At 66.3% G+C, this 18,867-nt stretch carries 14 protein-coding genes; 6 read left to right on the top strand and 8 right to left on the bottom strand.

From position 1 onward, the window contains the following. The first annotated feature begins 12 nt into the window (after positions 1–12). A complete protein-coding gene (locus PT85_RS14520; RefSeq protein WP_407681103.1) occupies positions 13–606 on the top strand; it encodes a PqiC family protein in 594 nt (197 codons plus the stop codon). 132 nt (positions 607–738) lie between these two features. Next, positions 739–1,410, top strand: a complete 672-nt coding sequence (locus PT85_RS14515; RefSeq protein ID WP_027588906.1) for a DUF3313 domain-containing protein — start codon at positions 739–741, stop codon at positions 1,408–1,410. 27 nt (positions 1,411–1,437) lie between these two features. Here PT85_RS14515 and PT85_RS14510 read toward each other — a convergent pair whose 3' ends face one another. The 4 genes from PT85_RS14510 to PT85_RS14495 are packed head-to-tail and all read right to left on the bottom strand — an operon-like array spanning position 1,438 to position 6,165. Further along, on the bottom strand, positions 1,438–2,466 hold the full coding sequence (locus tag PT85_RS14510) for a DUF2955 domain-containing protein (RefSeq protein WP_039607091.1): 1,029 nt from the start codon (positions 2,464–2,466) through the stop codon (positions 1,438–1,440). Continuing rightward, the gene (locus PT85_RS14505) at positions 2,456–3,574 is read right to left on the bottom strand and encodes an HlyD family secretion protein (RefSeq protein WP_039607090.1); all 1,119 of its coding nucleotides are present in this window, start codon (positions 3,572–3,574) and stop codon (positions 2,456–2,458) included. The genes PT85_RS14510 and PT85_RS14505 overlap by 11 nt, the downstream gene beginning before the upstream one ends. Continuing rightward, positions 3,571–5,067 (bottom strand): efflux transporter outer membrane subunit, encoded by a 1,497-nt coding sequence (locus PT85_RS14500; RefSeq protein ID WP_039607089.1) that lies wholly within the window; start codon positions 5,065–5,067, stop codon positions 3,571–3,573. The genes PT85_RS14505 and PT85_RS14500 overlap by 4 nt, the downstream gene beginning before the upstream one ends. A gap of 12 nt (positions 5,068–5,079) precedes the next feature. Beyond that, positions 5,080–6,165 (bottom strand): AI-2E family transporter, encoded by a 1,086-nt coding sequence (locus PT85_RS14495; protein WP_039607088.1) that lies wholly within the window; start codon positions 6,163–6,165, stop codon positions 5,080–5,082. A 273-nt stretch (positions 6,166–6,438) separates the two neighbouring features. Between PT85_RS14495 and PT85_RS14490 the strand changes: the two genes are divergently transcribed. From PT85_RS14490 to PT85_RS14475, 4 genes are all read left to right on the top strand, one after another. Beyond that, positions 6,439–8,739, top strand: coding sequence for an Orn/Lys/Arg family decarboxylase (locus PT85_RS14490; protein WP_039607087.1), 2,301 nt, complete (start codon positions 6,439–6,441; stop codon positions 8,737–8,739). 33 nt (positions 8,740–8,772) lie between these two features. Then, a complete protein-coding gene (locus PT85_RS14485) occupies positions 8,773–11,073 on the top strand; it encodes an Orn/Lys/Arg family decarboxylase (protein ID WP_039607086.1) in 2,301 nt (766 codons plus the stop codon). A gap of 71 nt (positions 11,074–11,144) precedes the next feature. After that, positions 11,145–12,476: a putrescine-ornithine antiporter gene (gene potE, locus PT85_RS14480; protein WP_039607085.1), complete on the top strand. Its 1,332-nt coding sequence runs from the start codon at positions 11,145–11,147 to the stop codon at positions 12,474–12,476. A gap of 47 nt (positions 12,477–12,523) precedes the next feature. After that, positions 12,524–13,429 carry an amino acid ABC transporter substrate-binding protein gene (locus PT85_RS14475; protein ID WP_039607084.1) on the top strand — a complete coding sequence of 302 codons (906 nt, stop codon included), beginning with the start codon at positions 12,524–12,526 and terminating at the stop codon, positions 13,427–13,429. A 179-nt stretch (positions 13,430–13,608) separates the two neighbouring features. On the opposite strand, the gene PT85_RS14470 is transcribed toward PT85_RS14475, so the two are convergent. From PT85_RS14470 to PT85_RS14455, 4 genes are all read right to left on the bottom strand, one after another. Further along, positions 13,609–14,223 (bottom strand): VIT1/CCC1 transporter family protein, encoded by a 615-nt coding sequence (locus tag PT85_RS14470; protein ID WP_052237709.1) that lies wholly within the window; start codon positions 14,221–14,223, stop codon positions 13,609–13,611. A 100-nt stretch (positions 14,224–14,323) separates the two neighbouring features. Beyond that, positions 14,324–15,211 (bottom strand): DUF2950 domain-containing protein, encoded by an 888-nt coding sequence (locus tag PT85_RS14465; RefSeq protein ID WP_039607083.1) that lies wholly within the window; start codon positions 15,209–15,211, stop codon positions 14,324–14,326. 10 nt (positions 15,212–15,221) lie between these two features. After that, positions 15,222–16,559 carry a DUF3300 domain-containing protein gene (locus tag PT85_RS14460; protein ID WP_052237708.1) on the bottom strand — a complete coding sequence of 446 codons (1,338 nt, stop codon included), beginning with the start codon at positions 16,557–16,559 and terminating at the stop codon, positions 15,222–15,224. A gap of 117 nt (positions 16,560–16,676) precedes the next feature. Further along, the gene (locus PT85_RS14455) at positions 16,677–18,860 is read right to left on the bottom strand and encodes an ornithine decarboxylase (protein WP_039607082.1); all 2,184 of its coding nucleotides are present in this window, start codon (positions 18,858–18,860) and stop codon (positions 16,677–16,679) included. Positions 18,861–18,867: the final 7 nt, after the last annotated feature.

Below are 18,867 nucleotides of genomic sequence, written 5' to 3'. Positions count from 1 at the left end.
GGGGGTGAGCCCATGTCGATGCAGCCCGCAAACCTCACGAGTCGCCTGGCTCTGGCGTTAGGCATCGTTCTGGTGCTGATCCTCACGGGCTGCGCGAGTGAGCCGGTCAACTTTCATACGCTGGTGCCTGCCTATGTGGCGCCGGCCGACGGGCAGGCACCGGGCTTGGATATCCGTATTCAGCAGGTGACGGTGCCAGCCCAGGTGGACCGTACGCAAATCGTCATTCGCCAGGGGCGCAGTGGCCTGGCCGTGCTCGAAACCGAGTGGTGGGGCGCCCCACTGGTCGACGAAATGCACAGCGCATTGCAGTACCGGCTGAATCCACCGCCGGGCTCCCCGCCTACCCAACCCAAGGCTGCGCTGTGGGTCGACGTGCAACGCTTCGATTCGGTGTTTGGAGAGTACGCCCTGCTGGACGTGAAATGGCGGCTCAAGCCGGCGGATTCGAGCGCCGAGACGCTGTGCCATACGGTGCTGAAAACGCCGGCCGGCGCCGACATGGAGGCACTGGTGAATGCGCATCAGACCAATCTGATCGCCCTGGCGGCGTTGATCGTCGACGCCAGTCATGGCCGATTGCGCAGCTGCGCGGGCGGCGGGTAGGTCGGGGCCATTCGGGAAGAAGGAGCGCTGGCAGGCACGAGGCTGGTCGCGCAGGGCAGGGTGCCACATCCACCGTCCGGTGCGTGGTTTCGCTGGACGCCATCAATCCCTCGTCAAGGCAGGAGCGACACCATGAAACGTTCGAGTACCGCACTCTCCGGGCTGCTGTTTTCCGCCCTTCTGCTCGGTGGCTGTGCATCCAAAGACGTCACCCAGCCGGAGCAGTACTCCGGGTTCCTTTCCGACTATTCGCAGCTGCAGCCGGCGGTGTCGGCCACCGGCCAGCCGGTGATGCGCTGGATCGCCCCAGGCGTGAAGGTGGGCAACTACAAGTACCTGCAGATCCGCTCGGTCGATTTCTACCCCAAGCCGAGCGCCTCCGAGCAGATCAGCAACCAGACCCTGGATGAGCTGCGGGTCTATGCCCGGCAGCAGATCTCCGCGGCCTTCGGTCGTCGCTTCCAGTTGCTCGACCCCAACGCGGCGCCGCGTCCGCAGACCCTGGTATTGAGGGCGGCCGTCACCGGCGTGGACACCAAGGCCGAAGGGCTCAAGGCCTATGAGGTGATTCCCATCGCATTGGTGGTGGCGGCTACCACCACGGCCGCGGGGAGCCGCGACCGGACGACGGAGCTGTTCGTCGAGGCGGAAATGCTGGATGCTTCCACCGGTCAGCCGGTGATGCGCGTGGTGCGCAAGGGCTATGGGCAGGAACTCGAGAACCGCGAGGAGCAGGTGACCCTGGACACGCTCAAGAGCGTGATCGACACCATCGTCAACGATATCGAGCGCTTCCAGGACTGAGCGCTGCAGCGATCAGGGTCGGCCGGGCTAGCCTGCGAGGGCGCGCCCGCGCCGCCGCTGGCGCAAGGAGGCCAGCAGATGCACCATCAGGCCGGCGTACAGGCTGATGGCAATGAACAGGCTCATGCGCACCGCGAAGGCATGGTAGACATCCTGCCCGTTGGCGCTGTCCTGCACCGACAGGCCGAGCAGGATGAGCATGGTCACCTGGGTGTTCAGCCAGAACCCCGGGCTGTGCCGACTTGGCCGCAGGCCATGGAGCTTGCGCGCCAGCAGCAGGCCGACCAGCAGCATCCACAGGAAAAACATCCACAGGTGCACGAACAGGCCCAGCGCCCACCAGAACAGGATGGCCAGCAGGCCGCCCAGCAATGTCGAGCCGAGCAGTTCCCGGATGGCCGTGCGCACCGGGGTGCCGCTGCTCTGCTGGCCGAGGCTGACCGCCTTGAGAATGATCGCCAGGTAGGCGGACGGGTCGATCAGCGCCAGCAGGTAGGCCGGCATCACCACCAGCGTGGCCTGCAGGGCCAGCCAGTCGGCCTCCTCGGACAGCGGTGGCGCCGCCGGCGCGGCCGTTGCACCGGGCGGTTCGGGAAACAGCGCGTGGCCAACCCATAGCGCCAGCACGGCGAGCAGCAGGCCCTGGACCAGGGCGCCGATCACCGCCAGCGCCAGGGCGAACTCGAGGCTGCCCAGTGCGGAAATCATCGTCAGCCCGATCACCAGGAAGGTGGTCACCAGGGCGCTGCCTTCGCCCCGCAAGCCGCGGCGAAAGCTCAGGAACAGCGCCACGGCCACCAGCAGCAGGGCGGTCAGCGGGGTGTGCTGCAGCAGCGGAATCAGCAGCAGCCCACCGCTGGTGGTGAGGACCACCAGCACGATCAGCCCCATGCAGGCCTTGAGCGGCAGCGGCTGGTGGAGCCGGGCGAGCAGGAAGGTGGCCAGCAGCGGGGCAATGAAGGGCAGGGGCAGGCCGAGGCCGAAGCTGGCCGCCAGGCACAGCGCGGTGCCGGAGGCCAGGCGCAGCGCCCGCCGGGCGCGGGGATCAGTAGGCATAGGCCAGCCAGCTCATCAGGCGCAGGAACAGGCGGCCGAGCAGGTTGAGGGGATTGCCCCGGCTGGGAAAGGCCATGACATCGGCCTGACCGCCGACGCGGATGCCCCGCAGGCTGGTCAGCTCGCCAGGATCGATCTCGACGATCACCGGGAAGCGCTGGGCCGGGCGCAGCCAGTCGCGACTGTTCTGCACGCTCGGCAGGCTGCCCGGCGGGGTACTGGAACCGACACTGACGCCATAGCCAACGCTGCGTACCCGGCCGGCGAAGACCCGGCCGGGCAGGGCATCCAGCACGATGCCCACCGGCGTGCCGGGCACCACCCGGCCCAGGTTGTTCTCGGTCATCTCCGCCTGGATCCAGACATCCTGCAGGGTGATCAGGGTCATCACCGGATTGCCGGCCACGGCGAACTGGCCGACGTCGGTGCGCAGGTCGGTGATCAGCCCGGCGGTGCGGGCCCGTACCTGGGTGTTGGCCAGGTCCAGCTCGGCCTTTTCCAGGGCGGTGGCGGCGCTGCGCAGCAGGGCGTTCTGCTCCTCGCTGCCGCCCTGTTGTTCGCGCGCACGCTGCACCTCGGCCTCGGCCATCGCCACCTGGCTGCCGGCCTCGGCATGGCTGGCCCGCGACACTTCCAGACGGCGCAGGGAGATGGTGCCCGGGTCGTCCCGGTACAGGCGTTCGAGGCGCTCGCGGTCCTGCCGGGCCTTGAGCGCATTGGCCCGGGCCGCCTCCAGCTTGGCCAGCGCCGAGTCGATGCCGGCTGTGCTGGCGGCGATCTGCCGGCGGGTCGACTCCAGATCGGCGCGGGCCCGCGCCACGGCGATCCGGTACTGCTCCGCATCGATCTCGAAGAGCAGGTCGCCGGCCTCGACCATCTGGTTGTTGCGCACCGGCACGCGCACCACCCGCCCGGCCACCTCCGCGGCCACCGGCACGACGAAGGCCTGTACGCGGGCCTGCTGGGTATAGGGCGTGAAGCGGTCGGCCAGCAGGTACCAGACCAGGCTGATGACGATCAGCCAGAGCACCCGGCGAATGCCCCTGTCCACCGGCGCGCTGGGCGTGCTTTCCGGTTCCGCCGCCGGCGCGGCGGGTTGATCGTTCATCGGGGCGCTCCTGTGCCGGGCTCGTCCAGTAGATCGCCCCAGTCGGTGCGTTGTTGCATCTGCTCGCGGGTGGCCGCGTCGATCCAGGGTTGTGTGCCGGACCAGCCACCACCGAGGGCCTTGTACAGGGCAATCAGGTTGCTGACCGCGCTGTAGCGGGTCAGCAGGTAGGTGTCCTGCTGCACCAGCAGCGCCCGCTGGGCGTCCAGCACGCGCTGGAAATCGGCCAGGCCTTCGCGGTACTGGGCGTTGGCCAGGCTCAGCGAGCGTTCGGCCGATTGCGCCGCCTCCCCCAGGATGCGCTCGCGCTGCAGGGCCTTGCTCAGGCCGCGGGCGGCGTCGTCGGCCTCGCGCGCGGCCTGGCGGACGCGCTCGCGGTAGGATTCGATCAGTTGCTGCAGGCGGGCGTCCTGCACGCGCACGTTATGGCGGGTGCGGGCAAAATCCAGGTTCCAGCGCAGGCTCGGGCCGCCGACCCGCTCCAGGGTATCGGGCGCGCCGCTCAGCGAGCTGGTCGACCAGACGATGCTGCCCAGCAGGCTCAGCGAGGGGTAGAGATCCGCCTGGGCCACGCCGATCAGCGCGGACTGGGCGGCGACATTCAGTTCCGCCGCGCGGATGTCCGGCCGGCGGCGCAGCAGGTTGGCCGGCACGTCGTCCAGCACCGCCTGATCGACCAGCGGAATCAGCCCCTGGCGCTCGGCCAGTTCCGCCAGCGGGCCAGGCGGCCGACCCACCAGCACGGCCAGGGCATTGCGCGTGCTCAGGGCCTGATCCTCCAGCTCGGGGATGCTGCTCAGCGTGGCCAGGTACTGCGTTTTGGCCTGCTGCAGGTCGAGTTCGTCACTCTGGCCGCTGGCAAACAGCTTTTCGGTGATTTCGAAGCTGCGCCTCTGCAGCGCGGCATTTTCCGTAGCCACGCGCAGGCGGGCCTCGGTGGTGCGCATCAGGTAATAGGTGTCCGCAACCTGCGCCCGCAACAGCACGCGCACGTCCTCGAAATTGGCCCGGGCGGCGAAGTAGCTGGCGTCGGCCGACTCGATGGCGCGGCTGAAGCGGCCCCAGAAATCCAGTTCCCAGCCGATGTCCACCCCCAGGCTGTGCTGCCAGAACTGGCTGTCCTGCGGGTTGCGTCCCCCGGACTGGCGTTGATCCACATACAGGCTGTCAGCGCTGGCCTGCAGAACCTGTGGATAACGTCCCCGGCTGGCGATGCCCAGTTGCGCGCGCGCCTCCATGACCCGCAGGCCGGCGATGCGCAGGCTGCCGTTGTGGATATCGGCTTCGGCGATCAGGCGGTCGAGCAGCAGATCGCCGAACACCTGCCACCAGGCGGACACATCCGGTTCCGGCCGCTGCTGGCTGGCCAGCTCGATGGCCGGGCTGTTCCAGTGATCGAGCCAGGCTTCGCCCGGCGGCTGGAAGTCCGGCCCCACCCGTATGCAGCCGCCCAGGGCAAGGGCGCCGAGCAGCAGCGACGGATAGCGCGCCATCGCGGCGGCGCTTCAGTGTCCGGGCCCGCCGGGCGCCGGTTGATCCCTGACCCATTGCCAGAACAACTGGTAACCCACGGCCAGCACCACCGGCCCGATGAACAGGCCGATCACTCCGTTGGTGACCATCCCGCCCAGGGCGCCGATCAGCACCACCGGCACGGGCACGTTGACGCCCCGGCCGAGGAGCAGCGGCTTGAGCACGTTGTCGGCCAGGCCGGCGATGAACAGGTAGACGGCGAACACCAGCGGCACGGTGCCAAAGCCCTCCGTGCTGAACACATAGACGATGACCGGGACGGTGATCAGCGTGGCGGGCAACTGCATGATGCCCAGCAGCAGGACCGCCAGGGCCAGCAGGCCGGCGCCGGGAACGCCCTTGATCACCAGGGCGACGCCGATCAGCAGCATCTGGATGAAGGCGATGCCCACCACGCCCATCGCCACGGCACGAATGGTCGAGGTGCATAGCCGGGCGATCTGCGGACCTTTCTCCGGCCCGGAAATGCGCGAGGCGATGTCTATCGCGCTGCGGTTACCCAGCTCGCCATACGCCATGAAGATGCCGGCGATGATCAGCGCGACGATGAAGATCAGCAGGCCGATCCCGAGGCCGGCGAGCGAGCCGAAGGCGACCAGGAGGGCGGCCTTGATCTGTGGCGCGAAGCGCTGCATGGCCCCGCTGAAGTCGATGGACGCCTGCAGCCAGGCGTCGTACAGCGGCTGGCCGATCAGCGGCCAGTTGGCCACCGACGCTGCGGGGGGGCGGACGCGGAAATCGCTGGCGCGAATGAGGTCCAGGGACTTCTCCACGGATTCCGCCAGGGAAGTGCCCAGCAGGATGAGGGGCACCAGCAACACCACCACGGCGACCAGCACCAGCAGCGTGGCGGACCCGCCGTCATGGCCGCCCAGGCGTTCGCGCAGCCAGCGATGCAGCGGATACAGGGTCACCGCCAGGATCAGCGACCAGAGCATGAGGTTGAGAAAGGGGCGAAAGATCTGAAAGCAGAACAACACCAGCACCACGATCAGACCGGCGCGGATCAGCACATCGAGCAGGTCGCGAGCCTGGTCGGAATAGGCGAAGGGCGGCATGGAGAACTCCTTGCCGCGCGCGGCGCCGCGGCGAGATGGTCAACCCATCGATAGACAGCGCTCCACGGCAGAGTGCGCTGGCGGGCCCTGGCTGAGTGTATGCATCGCCGGCTATCGGAAACCCGGGCGTGTCGGGCACTTCGGCGCGAATCCCCGTGTCGGAACTCACACAGCTTCCTGATACCGCACTGATGGTAGGGTTATTCCCGGCGCGGGCATCGTCGCCAAGGATGTCGCCGTAGTGGTGCTCCCCCTTTCCTGGGAGATCGTCACATGATTGGGCGCACCAGTTTCCAGCAGCGCAAGCGGGTCCTGCTGGTCGATGACGACCTGGGCCACCCGAGCAGGGCCCGCGGTCGGGTACTGCAGGACCTGATCAGCGAATTCAACTCCCGCAACACCGACGTGGTCGGCGCCGCCTCCTACGAGGACGGCATGGCCGCGGTGGTGTCCGACGCCGCCCTGCACTGCATCTGCGTGGACTGGACGCTGGGCCGCAACGATCAGCGCAGCCATGCCCAGGCGCTGGAACTCCTGCATGCCATTCGCCAGCGTCACGAACGGGTGCCGGTATTCCTGATGGCCGACCGCGACGCCAAGCGCAGCATCACGGTGGAGGCCATGGGGCTGGCCGACGAATTCCTCTGGATGCTGGAAGACACCGCCCCCTTCGTGGCCGGGCGGGTGCTCGCTGCGATCGAGCGCTATCTGGAGCGTCTGCTGCCGCCGTTCACCGATGCCCTGATCCGCTACACCCTCAAGGACGAACACTCCTGGGCGGCGCCCGGTCACCAGGGCGGGATCGCCTTCACCAAGTCGCCGGTCGGCCGGGTGTTCTTCGATTTCTTCGGCGAAAACCTGTTCCGCGCCGACAGTGGCATCGAGCGTGGCAACCTCGGCTCGGTGCTCGACCACAGCGGCCCGGTCGGCGCCTCCGAGGCCTTTGCGGCGCGCATCTTCGGCGCCCATGCCAGCTATGCGGTGCTCAACGGCACCTCGGGCTCGAACCGGGCGATCTTCATGGCCTGCGTGGGCGAGAACCAGATAGCCCTGTGCGACCGCAACTGCCACAAGTCCATCGAGCAGGGCCTGGTGCTGTGCGGCGGCGTGCCGGTGTACATGACGCCGACCCGCAACCGGTTCGGCATCATCGGCCCGCTGTTGCCGGAGCAGTTCGATCCACAGCGGATCGCCGACGCCATCGACCATCATCCCCTGCGCGGCCAGATGCGGGGCGACAAGCCGGTCTACGCGGTGCTGACCAACTGCACCTACGACGGCATGTGCCTGGACGCCGAACGCGCCGAGGCGCTGCTGGGGCAGAGCAGCGACCGCATCCACTTCGACGAGGCCTGGTACGGCTATGCGCGGTTCAATCCGCTGTACCGCGGGCGCTTCGCCATGCGCGGCGATCCGCTCGAGCATGCCGCCAACGCGCCGACGGTGTTCGCCACCCACTCCACCCACAAGCTGCTGGCGGCGCTGTCGCAGTCCTCGTTCATCCACGTCCGCAACGGTCGCAACCCGATCGAGCACAGCCGCTTCAACGAATCCTTCGTGATCCAGGCCAGCACCTCGCCGCTCTATGCGATGTTCGCCTCCAATGAAATCGGCGCGGCCATGATGGATGGCCGAGGCGGCTACACGCTGACGCAGGATGCGATTCGCGAGGCGGTGGATTTCCGCCAGGCCCTGGCGCGCGTCCATCGCGAGTTCGCCAGCCGCGGCGACTGGTTCTTCGAACCCTGGAACGCCCCGCAGGTGCGGGACCGCAGCGGCACGCTGGTCGACTTCGCCGATGCCGACAGCGAGTGGCTGGCCAGCGAGCCCAGCTGTTGGGAGCTGGAGCCGGGCGCCGAGTGGCATGGCTTTGCGGGCCTGAAGCCGGGCTGGTGCCTGCTCGACCCCATCAAGGTCGGCATCCTGGTGCCGGGCATGGGCAATGACGGCGAGTTGCAGGCCGAGGGCGTACCCGCGCCGATTCTCGGCGCGTTCCTGTACCGGCAGAACATCGTGCCGTCGCGCATCACCGACTTCATGGTGCTGTGCCTGTTCAGCATCGGGGTGACCAAGGGCAAGTGGGCCACGCTGATCAACGTGATGCTGGCCTTCAAGCGCCATCACGACGAGAACCAGCCCCTGGAGCGCGTGTTGCCCGATCTGGTGGCACAGCACGCTGCGCGTTACGGCGGCATGGGGCTGCGCGATCTGAGCCGGGAGATGTTCGAGTACATGCGCTCCAGCCGCATGGATGCGCTGCAGGCGCAGGCCTTCGGCCAGTTGCCGCGCATCGAAATGACGCCGCGCGCCGCCTTTCAGGCCCTGCAGGCCGGCGACGCCGAACTGCTGCCGCTGAACCAGGCGGCCAACCGGGTCACCGGCGTCGGCGTGATGCCCTATCCGCCGGGCATCCCCATCGTCATGCCCGGCGAGAACATGGGCGCGCTGGACGGCCCGTGGCTGCGCTACATCCAGGCCCTGCAGGACTGGGGCAACCGCTTCCCGGGCTTCGAGAAGGAGGTGTCGGGAGCGGTGCACAGGGACGGCGATTACCACTTCTGGTGTCTCAAGTAACCCGAACCTTGCCGTCCCGTGGAGGCCTCCGCCATGAGTCGCTCGCAAACGCCGTTGCCCCCCGCCCTGGCCCGGCGCTATCCGGTGCTGATCGTGGCCAGCGCACGCGGCCATGAGGAGGACGTGATCCTGCACAGCGCCGAGGGCGTCATGCGCGCGCTGGAGGACCATGATCTGGCAGTGGAGCTGGCCGGTTCCCTGGACGATGCGCAGATCGCCCTCCTGTCCAATCCCGCCTATTGCTGCGTGATCCTGGGCTGGGGCCTGTGCGAGCAGGATCTGCACAAGGCGCAGCAGGTGGTGCGCCTGATTCGCCGGCGCACCGCCCAGTTGCCCCTGCTGCTGGGCATGACCCAGGCCCACCACCACCGCGTGCCGTTGGCATTCGTCGAGCAGATGGACGGTTTCATCTGGCTGCCGGAAGACAGTCCCGCGTTCATCGCCGGGCGCATCGCCGCGGCGGCCCGGCGCTACCTGGACAGCATCCTGCCGCCGTTCTTCGGCGCCCTGGTCAACTTCGCCGATACCTGCGAATACTCCTGGCACACCCCGGGCCATACCGGCGGCACCGCCTTCATGAAGACCGCGGTGGGGCGCAGCTTCCTCGATTTCTACGGCGAGCAGATGCTGCGCTCGGACCTCAGCGTGTCGGTGGGCGAGCTGGGTTCGCTGAACGATCACTCGGGGCCGATGGCCGAGGCGGAGCGCTATGCCGCCCGGGTGTTCGGTGCCGACTTCACCTTCTTCTCGGTGGGCGGCAGCTCGGCCAGCAACCAGATCATCCTGCACGCCTCGGTGACCGATGGCGATGCCGTGCTGGTCGACCGCAATTGCCACAAGTCGCTGAACTACGCGCTGAACATGTCCGGCGCCGTGCCGCTGTATCTGCGGCCGCGGCGCAACGCGCGCGGCCTGATCGGCCCGGTGCCGCAAAGCGAGCTGACCCCCGAGGCGGTGGCGCAGAAACTGGCCGAAAGCCCGCTGGCGCGCGACAAGCAGGCACGCCCGGTGCTGGCGGTGCTGACCAACTCGACCTACGACGGCCTCTGCTACAACGTGCAGACCACCACCCGCGAGCTGAGCAGGACGGTCGATCGCATCCACTACGATGAGGCCTGGTACGCCTACGCGCGCTTCAACGCCCTGTATGAGGGGCGTTATGGCATGCACCGCGGCGAACGGCATGCCGACGACGCCACGGTGACCGTCACCCACTCCACCCACAAGCTGCTCGCCGCGCTGTCGCAGGCGTCGATGATCCACATCCGCTCGGGCAAGGTGCCGGTCACGCCGGCGCTGTTCAACGAAGCCTTCATGATGCACACCTCCACCTCGCCGCAGTACAGCATCATCGCCTCCACCGATGTGTCGGCGAAGATGATGGACGACGCCGGCGAATACCTCACCGACGAGTCCATCGGCGAGGCCATCGCCTTCCGCCAGGCAATGGTGCGGCTGGACCGCGAGATGCGCGAACGCGACGGGCAGGACTGGTGGTTCGGGGTCTGGCAGCCCGACGAGGTGGACGGCGTGCCGTTTGCCGACGTCGACCCGCAGGCCCTGCGCCACGGCGACGCCTGGGTGCTCAAGCCCGGGGCCCGGTGGCATGGCTTCGGCGACCTCGGGGCGGACTACTGCATGCTCGACCCGATCAAGGTCACTGTGCTGACGCCCGGGCAGAGCCTGGAGGGCGACATGCAGGACAGCGGCATCCCGGCGCCGCTGGTGTCTTCCTTCCTGTCCAGTCGCGGCATCGTGGTGGAGAAGACCGAGCCGTATTCCATCCTGGTGCTGTTCAGTGTCGGCGTGACGCGTGGCAAGTGGGGTTCGCTGGTGGCCGGCCTGATGGAATTCAAGCGCCATTACGACGCCAACGCGCCGCTGGAACAGGTGATGCCCGACCTGCTGGCCAGCTATCCCGAGCGCTATGCGGGTATGGGCCTGCGCGATCTGGCCGGGGCGATGCACCAGGACATGCTGGATTCACGCCTGCTGCACAACATGGATGCGGCGTTCAGCCTGCTGCCCGACCCGGTGTCCTCGCCACGCGACACCTACGCCCGCCTGGTCAGGGGAGAGATCGAGCAGATCGCCGTGCGGGACATGCTCGACCGTACCGTGGCGGTGCAGATCGTGCCGTATCCGCCGGGCATTCCGCTGATGATGCCGGGCGAAAAGGCCGGTGCCGACAAGCGCGCCATCATCGACTACCTGCTGGCCATGGAGCTGTTCGACAGCCATTTCCCGGGCTTCGGGCATGACAACCATGGCGTCGAGGTGGAGCACGGCGCTCAGGGAGAGCTGACTTACAGGGTCTACGTCGTCAAACAGTAACGCCCGGCTTCCGCCCGGGCGCGCAGGCCCGGACACGGGCCGCCGCCGCGGAGAGTGCGAGGAGTTCTGCAATGGCTGAGTCAAGCAAGAAGATGGGCCTGGTGGGCCTCACCACCCTGGTGGCGGTCAACATGATGGGCTCGGGCATCATCATGCTGCCCTCGAACATGGCGCAACTGGGCGCCGTATCGCTGCTTTCCTGGGTGGTGACGGCGATTGGCTCGATGGCCATCGCCTACTGTTTCGCCCAGTGCGGACTGCTCTGCAACCGCTCGGGCGGCATGTCCGCCTACAGCGAGGAGGCGCACGGCAAGTCGGCGTTCTTCCTGTGCTCCTTCCTCTACTTCCTGTCGCTGGCCATCGGCAACGTGGCGATCGGTATCTCCGCGGTCGGCTACCTGTCGTCGTTCGTGCCCTGGCTGAGCAGCGGCGCCATCCCGCTGTTCATCGGCACCGTCGGCCTGCTGTGGATCACCACGGTGGCCAACTTCGGCGGGCCGAACATCACCGGCAAGATCGGCACGGTCACCGTCTGGGGCGTGATCATTCCGGTGGCCGGCCTCAGCCTGATCGGCTGGTTCTGGTTCAAGCCGGAGGTGTTCGCCGCCGCCTGGAACCCGAACAACATCGCCGTCAGCGATGCCATCACGCAGAGCATTCCGCTGACCCTGTGGGCCTTCCTCGGCATGGAGTCGGCCGCGCAGAGCTCCGACGCGGTGGAAGATCCCAAGCGCAACGTGCCGCTGGCCTGCCTGTTCGGCACCCTGGGCGCGGCGGTGGTGTACGTGCTGTCGACCACGGTGATCCAGGGCATCGTGCCGAACGCCGAGCTGGCCAATTCCTCGGCGCCGTTCGCCTACGTGTATGCGCAGATGTTCAACCCGCTGGTGGGCAACGTCATCATGGCGCTGGCCGTGATGGCCTGTATCGGCTCGCTGCTGGGCTGGCAGTTCACCCTGGCGCAGACGGCCAAGATGACCGCCGACCAGGGGATGTTCCCCAAGCTGTTTTCCAAGGTGACGGCGGCCAACGCGCCGATCATCGGCATGATCGTGTGCGGCATTCTGCAGACCCTGCTGGCCCTGTCGACCATCTCGCCCAATGCCAGCGAGCAGTTCGGCAAGCTGGTCAGCCTGGCGGCGGTGACCAACCTGATCCCCTACGTGACCGCGCTCACCAGCCTGCTGGTGATGATGTACAAGGCCGATGTGGGTCCGTCGGTGTTCAGCCGCAACACCGTGGTGCTGCTGATTGCCATGGCCTATTCGTTCTACGCGATCTATGCCTCCGGCAAGGACGCCGTGTTCGGCGCCACCCTCGTGCTGGCGGTCGGTTATCTGCTCTACGGCTTCGTCGCCAAGCGCTTCGCCACCGAACGGCCCGTCGCCGTGGCTGCAGGCTAAGGCAGGTGCTTTCCGATGGCCACGACATTCGCATGTAGGGACAGGAGATGAACATGAAGCGACACACCATTGCCAGTCTGCTGCTGGTCGGCCTGCTCGCACTGCTGCCGGTGCTGGCGGGAGCCAATACGCTAGAACGCGTACGCATGAACAACACCTTCACACTGGGCTATCTGCCTGACTTCGAGCCATTCAGCAGCGAGTCGGGCGGCACGGTCAGTGGCTACGGCATCGAGCTGTGCCTGAAGATTGCCGACCGGGTGAAGGCAGAGCTGGGCCTGAGCGATATGCAGGTGCGCTATGAGGCTGTCAGCCGTGGCGAGGTCATCGGCGCCATCCAGTCGGGGGCGATCGACATCTTCTGCACGCCGACCCCGGAAACCCTGGCGTACCGCAAAGAGGTAAGCTTTTCGCGACCGGTGTACACCGCCGGCCTGGCCGTGGTGGTGCGCACGGATGCCGCGCCCCAACTGGTCAGGGTGCTCAGCGGCGAGCCGGCACACACCGGCCCGACCTGGCGCGCCACCATCAACCAGGGGCTGGCCAAGCACACCTACGCCACGATCGAGGGCGGGATCACCGAAGAATGGGCGCGCGACCGGATGCGCAAGCTCGGGGTGATCGCCACCCTGGTCACGGTCGATAGCCACGAGCAGGGCATCCAGTGGGTGGCCGAACGCAAGGCGGATGCCTTCTTCGGCGAGCGCATGCTTTTGCAGACGGATCTGCGCAAGCGTGCGGACGCCGACCAGATGCAGGTGCTGGACACCCTGTTCGGCTTCATGCCGGTGTCCTTTCCCATTGAGCGCGGCGATGAAGACTTCCGCTTGCTGGTTGATACCGTGATCAGCGAGCTGTACCGCTCGGGCGACATCGTACGGGTGCACCGCCAGTACTTGGGGGAACTCCGCGAGGGCGCGGAACTGCTTTTCCCCATCTATGCGCTGCCCTAGCAAGAAGACCCGTGCAGGAACCCAAGATGACAGTAGCACCGCCATGAAGCGCTCCCGTTTGGCCATTACCGGGCTGCTGTTCAGCGCGCTGGCCACCCTCAAGGGTGTGATCGACGACATCGTGCGCGATATCGATCGCTTCGAGTAGGCCGTACACCTTGACCCTGCTGGCTGGGTGTTCAGCCCCCCAAGGCGATGGTTGCGAAGACCAGTGCCACGCCCAGCAGGGTGAACATCAGTGCGGTGATGCCGGGGCTGCGCGCACCCGCAAAGCGCCCGTAGCCCAGGCCGATGAGAAACAGCATGAGCAGGGCGATGGCATTGGAAGCGCGCAGTGCATACAGCGGCGCCTCCAGCAGTACGAACGGCAGCACCACCGGCAGGGTGGAGAGCACTACCAGCAGGAACACGGCGAGTGCCGCAAGCAGGTCGCTCCAGTCGGGTTTCAGGCTGGTGTGCGCGACAGGCTGCTCCAGCACCCGCTGGTGCAGCGTCTGGACATCCTCGGTGCGCATCACCCGGCCGACCAGCACCGGCATGGCATCGGCCAGCAGGGCGAAGGCCTGGGGAGAACCCAGCGGAAGCGTCTTGAGCTGCCGCAGCAGGCGCCAGGTGTGGCCGCGCTCGGCCAAACGGTTGAGCAGCAGCATGCAGCCGTCTATCAGGCCCCAGGCCAGGTTGCAGCCCAGGCTGGCGATCAGTAGTTCGCGCACCGAGCTTTCTCCTGCGTTGGCCACGCTGAAGGTGCCGGTGAAGGTCAGCACCATCAACAGGCCGAACAGGATTTCGGACATCCGGGAAACCGGATCGAGCACACGTTCCCTTACGGGCTTGATGTCGGCTGTCTCGTTGATCGCCATGGTTTTTGCGCTGCCGGCGTAGGTGACATTAATGTCAGTCCCCTTCAGCTACCTCCCTCCAACTGCTGTCCGGGTCAAAGCGCGTCATGGCCAAGGCCTGCTTGCTGCCGTCCGGTCCCAGGTCTTTCTCGAACACTACGCCGTCGTGACTGATCATGAAGCTCATCACGCCACTGTCGCCGTAGGCAGACGGCCAGGCGATCAGAGCAAAGCCCCGGCTCATGTTGTCGCCGAGCAGGTAATCGTACGAGCCGCCCGGCGCTGAAGGCCCCTGGGCAGTGAGGATGCGGTAACGGTAGCCATGCCAATCGCCATCCGGCAGCTCATCGCCGAACAGCGGACCCAGCGGGCTCTCTTCTTCGCCGGGCGCCTCGGCCCAATACAATCCATCGTGGCGGCCTTCGCTGCTGGCGAATTTCTGCGCGTACTCCAAGGTGCCATCGCCGTCGCGATCCACTTCCGCATAGTCCATCTGTGCGTCGTGGTAGGCGCGCACAGCTTGCAGGGTGGTCAGCTCGTTGCGGCCAATGCGACGTATGCGGATGGTCTCGCCGCCGGCTCGGGTGTCGAAAAACCAGCCGTCCTTGCCTCGTACCAGCGGCAACGGCAGCTCCCAAGCGGTGGTGCCCACCACCAAGTGTGAGCGATTGCGAGACTCTGGGCGGATCTCATGTCGTTCCCGGTACAGGGCGAGAAATGCCTCGACATCTTCGCGCTCGATGCCCTCTAGCGGGATATAGCTGTTCCAGTCATCACCCAGCAGGGCCGCCAAGCGCGTCGCGTCGGCCTGCCGGGTGCCGAGTGCGGCGATAAATGCCGCAACGGCTTCGTCGGGACTGGAGAAGGCCTGCTGTGCCGGCAAGGCGTGGACGGGCACTGCCAACAAGGCCAACAACAGCGCGGATCGTAGAGCTGCATGCATGGCGGGCTCCTTATCGGCGCCCTCCGCGGGCGCCCCCACGAGACGAGGCCATGGCCGGGCGGCTCACCGCCCGCCCGCTGGTACGAGCGGCCTGCGGCCGACTGGCGGCTGCGCGACTGGCCTGTCCGCGTTGCTGGGAGGCCCTTTCCTGGTTGGGCGCGCGGGCACCGGCAAATGCGTTATCGGGTGTGCTCCGGGAGGCGGAGTGCTTCTGGCGCGCCTGTTGGCGGGCCTGCGATGTGCTGCGGGTCTGGTCCCGGGAGGGTTGCCGTGCCTGGGCTGGATCGCGCATTTCGCGGCTCGCGGTCTGCGCCCGTTCGCGGGCCTGGCGATTGCTGGTGGCCGGGCTCTCGAAACCGCGCTGCTCCAGAGTCCGTCGGGCACTCTCGCGGTCGGCGGTGCGGGCCGTGTCGCGGCCTCGCAGGGCCTCGCGCTGCTCGCTGTTGGCCAGGCGCTGGCCATATTGCTCGCGGCTGGCGCGGTCGCGGTAGGGCACGCCGTCGCGGTTGACCGCGTTGTGCTGCCAGTTGTTCTGATTGGCGTTGAGCTGACGGTTGGTGTTGATGTTGTTGTAACGGTTGACATCGATGTCGATGTCGCCGCTGCCCCAGTCGCAGTCGCCCCACAGCGAGTCGATGATGGCCACGCCCGCGGCGAAGCCCAGGCCAGCGACCAGTGCGCTCCCGAAGTAAGAGCCCGCGGGTGGTGGGTAATAGGCCGGCGGATAAGATGGGTAGGGCCAGGTGCCATAGACCACATTGGGGTTGTAGGTGGGCACATAGACCACCTGCGGGTCGGCTGACTCGATGATGATGGTCTGCTGGCTGCTGCCACCGGTCCCTGCCTGGGCCGGCTGCTGGGTGACCGTCTGCTTGTCGTCGGACTTCAGGTTGCCCGCCTCCCGAGCCTGCCGTCGCAGGCGCTGCACTGAGTCCATTACCGAGTCCGGTTGGGCCAGGAAGGCGTCGCCGACCTTCTGTACCCAGGCCGGGTCCTGGCCCAGGGTGGCCAGCACGGCAGGAAAGGCCACCAGCGATTGCACGCTGGGGTCCCAGGGCTGTTCGGAAACCTGGCGAACGGCGGCGTCACCGCTGGCATCCGGGTGCTGCTTGGACCAGGACGCCGCGTCGGCCACGTCGCCGGGGTAGGTGGCGGCCATCAATACCTGAGCCAGCAGCGAATCGGGGTACAGGGCCAGCGGGGCCAGCATCTGGTCGAGTTCCTGAGCGCTGAAGACCTGTTCCGAGGCTGGGGAACGGGGTTCCTCGGCCGCCCAGATCGGCGTACTGGCGGCGCCACACAGCAGCAACAGGAGGTACCAGATCTGAACGCTTGGACGGATATGCATAAGTGTTCTCCTGGCGAAGAACGTGAAGCGGCTGTCGCGCTTCGCTCTGCTCGGCCCGGCGTGTCCTCAAGTGCGCTCCGAAAAAGCATTGCCACGTCGCGGGCCTTTCACGGTGGCTTATCGGTTTTTCAGCACATAGCCATACGCTCGCGTACGTCCGTTGTCGTTGCGCAGATAGACCCCTTGCAACTCCGGCGTGAACCCCGGTAATCGATTGATGCCCTCTTCGAGTGCCAGAAAGTAGTTCAGCACTGGGCCGCCCCAGACTTCACCCGGCACGACGCAGAGAAGACCGGGTGGATAGGGCAGGGCTCCCTCTGCGGCGATGCGACCGTCCGCCTCGCTCAGTGGAACCAGTTCCGCATTGCCACGTACATATTCGATCTGCGCGGCCTGCGGCAGCATTGCCATGGTTGGCAGATGCGCCTTGCGGAACATGTCCCGCTGCAGTTGATTGACGGTGAGGCCGCGGTAGAGGTCGTGCATCTCTTGGCACAACTGACGAATGCTGTAGTCGCGGTAGCGCGCTTGGTGGGCTTCGTAAATTGCCGGCAAAACGCGATTCATCGGCGCGTCGTCCGTGATGAAACGTTCGAAGCGCGTGAGCTGGGCCGCCAGGTGGCTCATCTTGGCCCAGTCCTCTGCCGGGGTGAGCAGGAACAGGATCGAGTTGAGATCGGACTTCTCCGGGACGATGCCGTTCTGGCGAAGGAAGTTGGACAGAATGCCGGCATGTATCCCGAAATCGGTATAACTGCCATCAACCGGGTCGATGCCCGGCGTGGTGAACAACAGCTTGAACGGGTCGATGAAGTACTGATTCTCGGCGTAGCCGGGAAAGGCGTGCCAGCGGTCCTTGGGGTGAAATCTGAAGAAGCGGATGTCGTTGGCGATTTCGTCGGTGGGATAGTCCTGCCAGTTGCGTCCCTCGATCTGCGGAGGCACGAAGGGCCGAATCAGTGTGCAGGTTTCCAGGATCAGTTTGCGGGCATTGATACCAAACTTCAGGCAGTCGCCCCATAGCCTCAACCCGCTGCGTCCGCTGTGGATCGCGGCATTCACATCCAGCGACGCGAACAAGGGGTAGAACGGGCTGGTGGAGGCCTGGGCCATGAAGGCATTGTTCACCCGCGCATGGTTGCAATAGCGCGGCTGGCCCTTGATGTGGCGATCTTTCTTGTGAATCTGCGAGGCCTGGGAAAAGCCGGCCTGCTGCTTATGCACCGACTGGGTGACGAAGATGCCCGGGTCGTTTTCATTCAGCTCCAGCAGCATGGGCGAACAGTCTTTCATGATCGGAATGAACTGCTCGTAGCCGACCCAGGCCGAGTCGAACAGGATGTAGTCGCACAGCTGCCCGATACGATCGACTACCTGGCGGGCGTTGTAGATGGTGCCGTCATAGGTGCCGAGCTGGATGACCGCAAGACGGAAGGGACGCGGCAGCTGGGCCTTGTCGGGCGCCACTTCGGCGATCAACTGGCGCAGATAGTCTTCTTCGAAGCAATGCGCATCGATCCCACCGATAAAGCCGTAGGGGTTGCGCGCCGTTTCCAGGTAGACGGGGGTTGCGCCGGCTTGCAGCAGTGCCCCTTGGTGGACGGACTTATGATTGTTGCGGTCGAACAGCACCAGATCGCCGGGTGTCAGCAGGGCGTTGGTGACCACCTTGTTGGACGCTGAAGTGCCGTTGAGCACGAAGTAGGTCTTGTCGGCATTGAACACCCTGGCGGCGTGTTGCTGGGCGGCCAGCGCCGGCCCTTCATGGATCAGCAGGTCGCCCAGCTTGACGTCGGCGTTGCAGATGTCGGTGCGAAACAGCGTCTCGCCGAAAAAGTCGAAGAACTGGCGGCCCGCCGGGTGCTTGCGGAAGAATTCCCCGCCCTGGTGGCCAGGGCAGGCAAAGGTGGCATTGGCGGTTTCGGTGTAACGCTTGAGGGTGCCGAAGAAAGGCGGGAGCAGGGTTTCTTCATACCCCCTCGCCGCAGCTTCCAGCTGATGGCCGTAATAATCGGCGTTGTTGCGGGCGGGATCGAACACGCCGGTGACCTGCAGCAGCATATCGCGCAGATGCGCATAGGCCTCCAGCGCGCGGTTCCCATCCGGTGTGGCGACCAGGAAGATCGGGATGTTGAAGCCAGTGCGCTGTATGACATCCAGGGCGCCCGCCGTGATGTCATCGATGGAGAACACTGCTACGGCGATGTTGGTGTAATCCGTTTGGTCGAGGGAAACGACCTTCCGAGCGGTATTGAAGCAATGACGAACATCTTCGTTGGCCGCAACGTTCAGGCTGTTCATAAGCACC

Origin of the sequence: Pseudomonas flexibilis (assembly GCF_000806415.1) — a bacterium.
In the GTDB taxonomy this organism is placed as follows: domain Bacteria; phylum Pseudomonadota; class Gammaproteobacteria; order Pseudomonadales; family Pseudomonadaceae; genus Serpens; species Serpens flexibilis.
The sequence above is the reverse complement of the archived record's forward strand: the minus strand, read 5'-3'. Positions and strand labels throughout refer to the sequence as shown.

What these genes read in the sequence shown, in the direction of transcription:
- PT85_RS14520 (WP_407681103.1), top strand. Translation starts at nt 13, where the DNA reads ATGTCGATGCAGCCCGCAAACCTCACGAGTCGCCTGGCTCTGGCGTTA.
- PT85_RS14515 (WP_027588906.1), top strand. Translation starts at nt 739, where the DNA reads ATGAAACGTTCGAGTACCGCACTCTCCGGGCTGCTGTTTTCCGCCCTT.
- PT85_RS14510 (WP_039607091.1), bottom strand. Translation starts at nt 2,466, where the DNA reads ATGCCTACTGATCCCCGCGCCCGGCGGGCGCTGCGCCTGGCCTCCGGC.
- PT85_RS14505 (WP_039607090.1), bottom strand. Translation starts at nt 3,574, where the DNA reads ATGAACGATCAACCCGCCGCGCCGGCGGCGGAACCGGAAAGCACGCCC.
- PT85_RS14500 (WP_039607089.1), bottom strand. Translation starts at nt 5,067, where the DNA reads ATGGCGCGCTATCCGTCGCTGCTGCTCGGCGCCCTTGCCCTGGGCGGC.
- PT85_RS14495 (WP_039607088.1), bottom strand. Translation starts at nt 6,165, where the DNA reads ATGCCGCCCTTCGCCTATTCCGACCAGGCTCGCGACCTGCTCGATGTG.
- PT85_RS14490 (WP_039607087.1), top strand. Translation starts at nt 6,439, where the DNA reads ATGATTGGGCGCACCAGTTTCCAGCAGCGCAAGCGGGTCCTGCTGGTC.
- PT85_RS14485 (WP_039607086.1), top strand. Translation starts at nt 8,773, where the DNA reads ATGAGTCGCTCGCAAACGCCGTTGCCCCCCGCCCTGGCCCGGCGCTAT.
- potE (WP_039607085.1), top strand. Translation starts at nt 11,145, where the DNA reads ATGGCTGAGTCAAGCAAGAAGATGGGCCTGGTGGGCCTCACCACCCTG.
- PT85_RS14475 (WP_039607084.1), top strand. Translation starts at nt 12,524, where the DNA reads ATGAACATGAAGCGACACACCATTGCCAGTCTGCTGCTGGTCGGCCTG.
- PT85_RS14470 (WP_052237709.1), bottom strand. Translation starts at nt 14,223, where the DNA reads ATGTCCGAAATCCTGTTCGGCCTGTTGATGGTGCTGACCTTCACCGGC.
- PT85_RS14465 (WP_039607083.1), bottom strand. Translation starts at nt 15,211, where the DNA reads ATGCATGCAGCTCTACGATCCGCGCTGTTGTTGGCCTTGTTGGCAGTG.
- PT85_RS14460 (WP_052237708.1), bottom strand. Translation starts at nt 16,559, where the DNA reads ATGCATATCCGTCCAAGCGTTCAGATCTGGTACCTCCTGTTGCTGCTG.
- PT85_RS14455 (WP_039607082.1), bottom strand. Translation starts at nt 18,860, where the DNA reads ATGAACAGCCTGAACGTTGCGGCCAACGAAGATGTTCGTCATTGCTTC.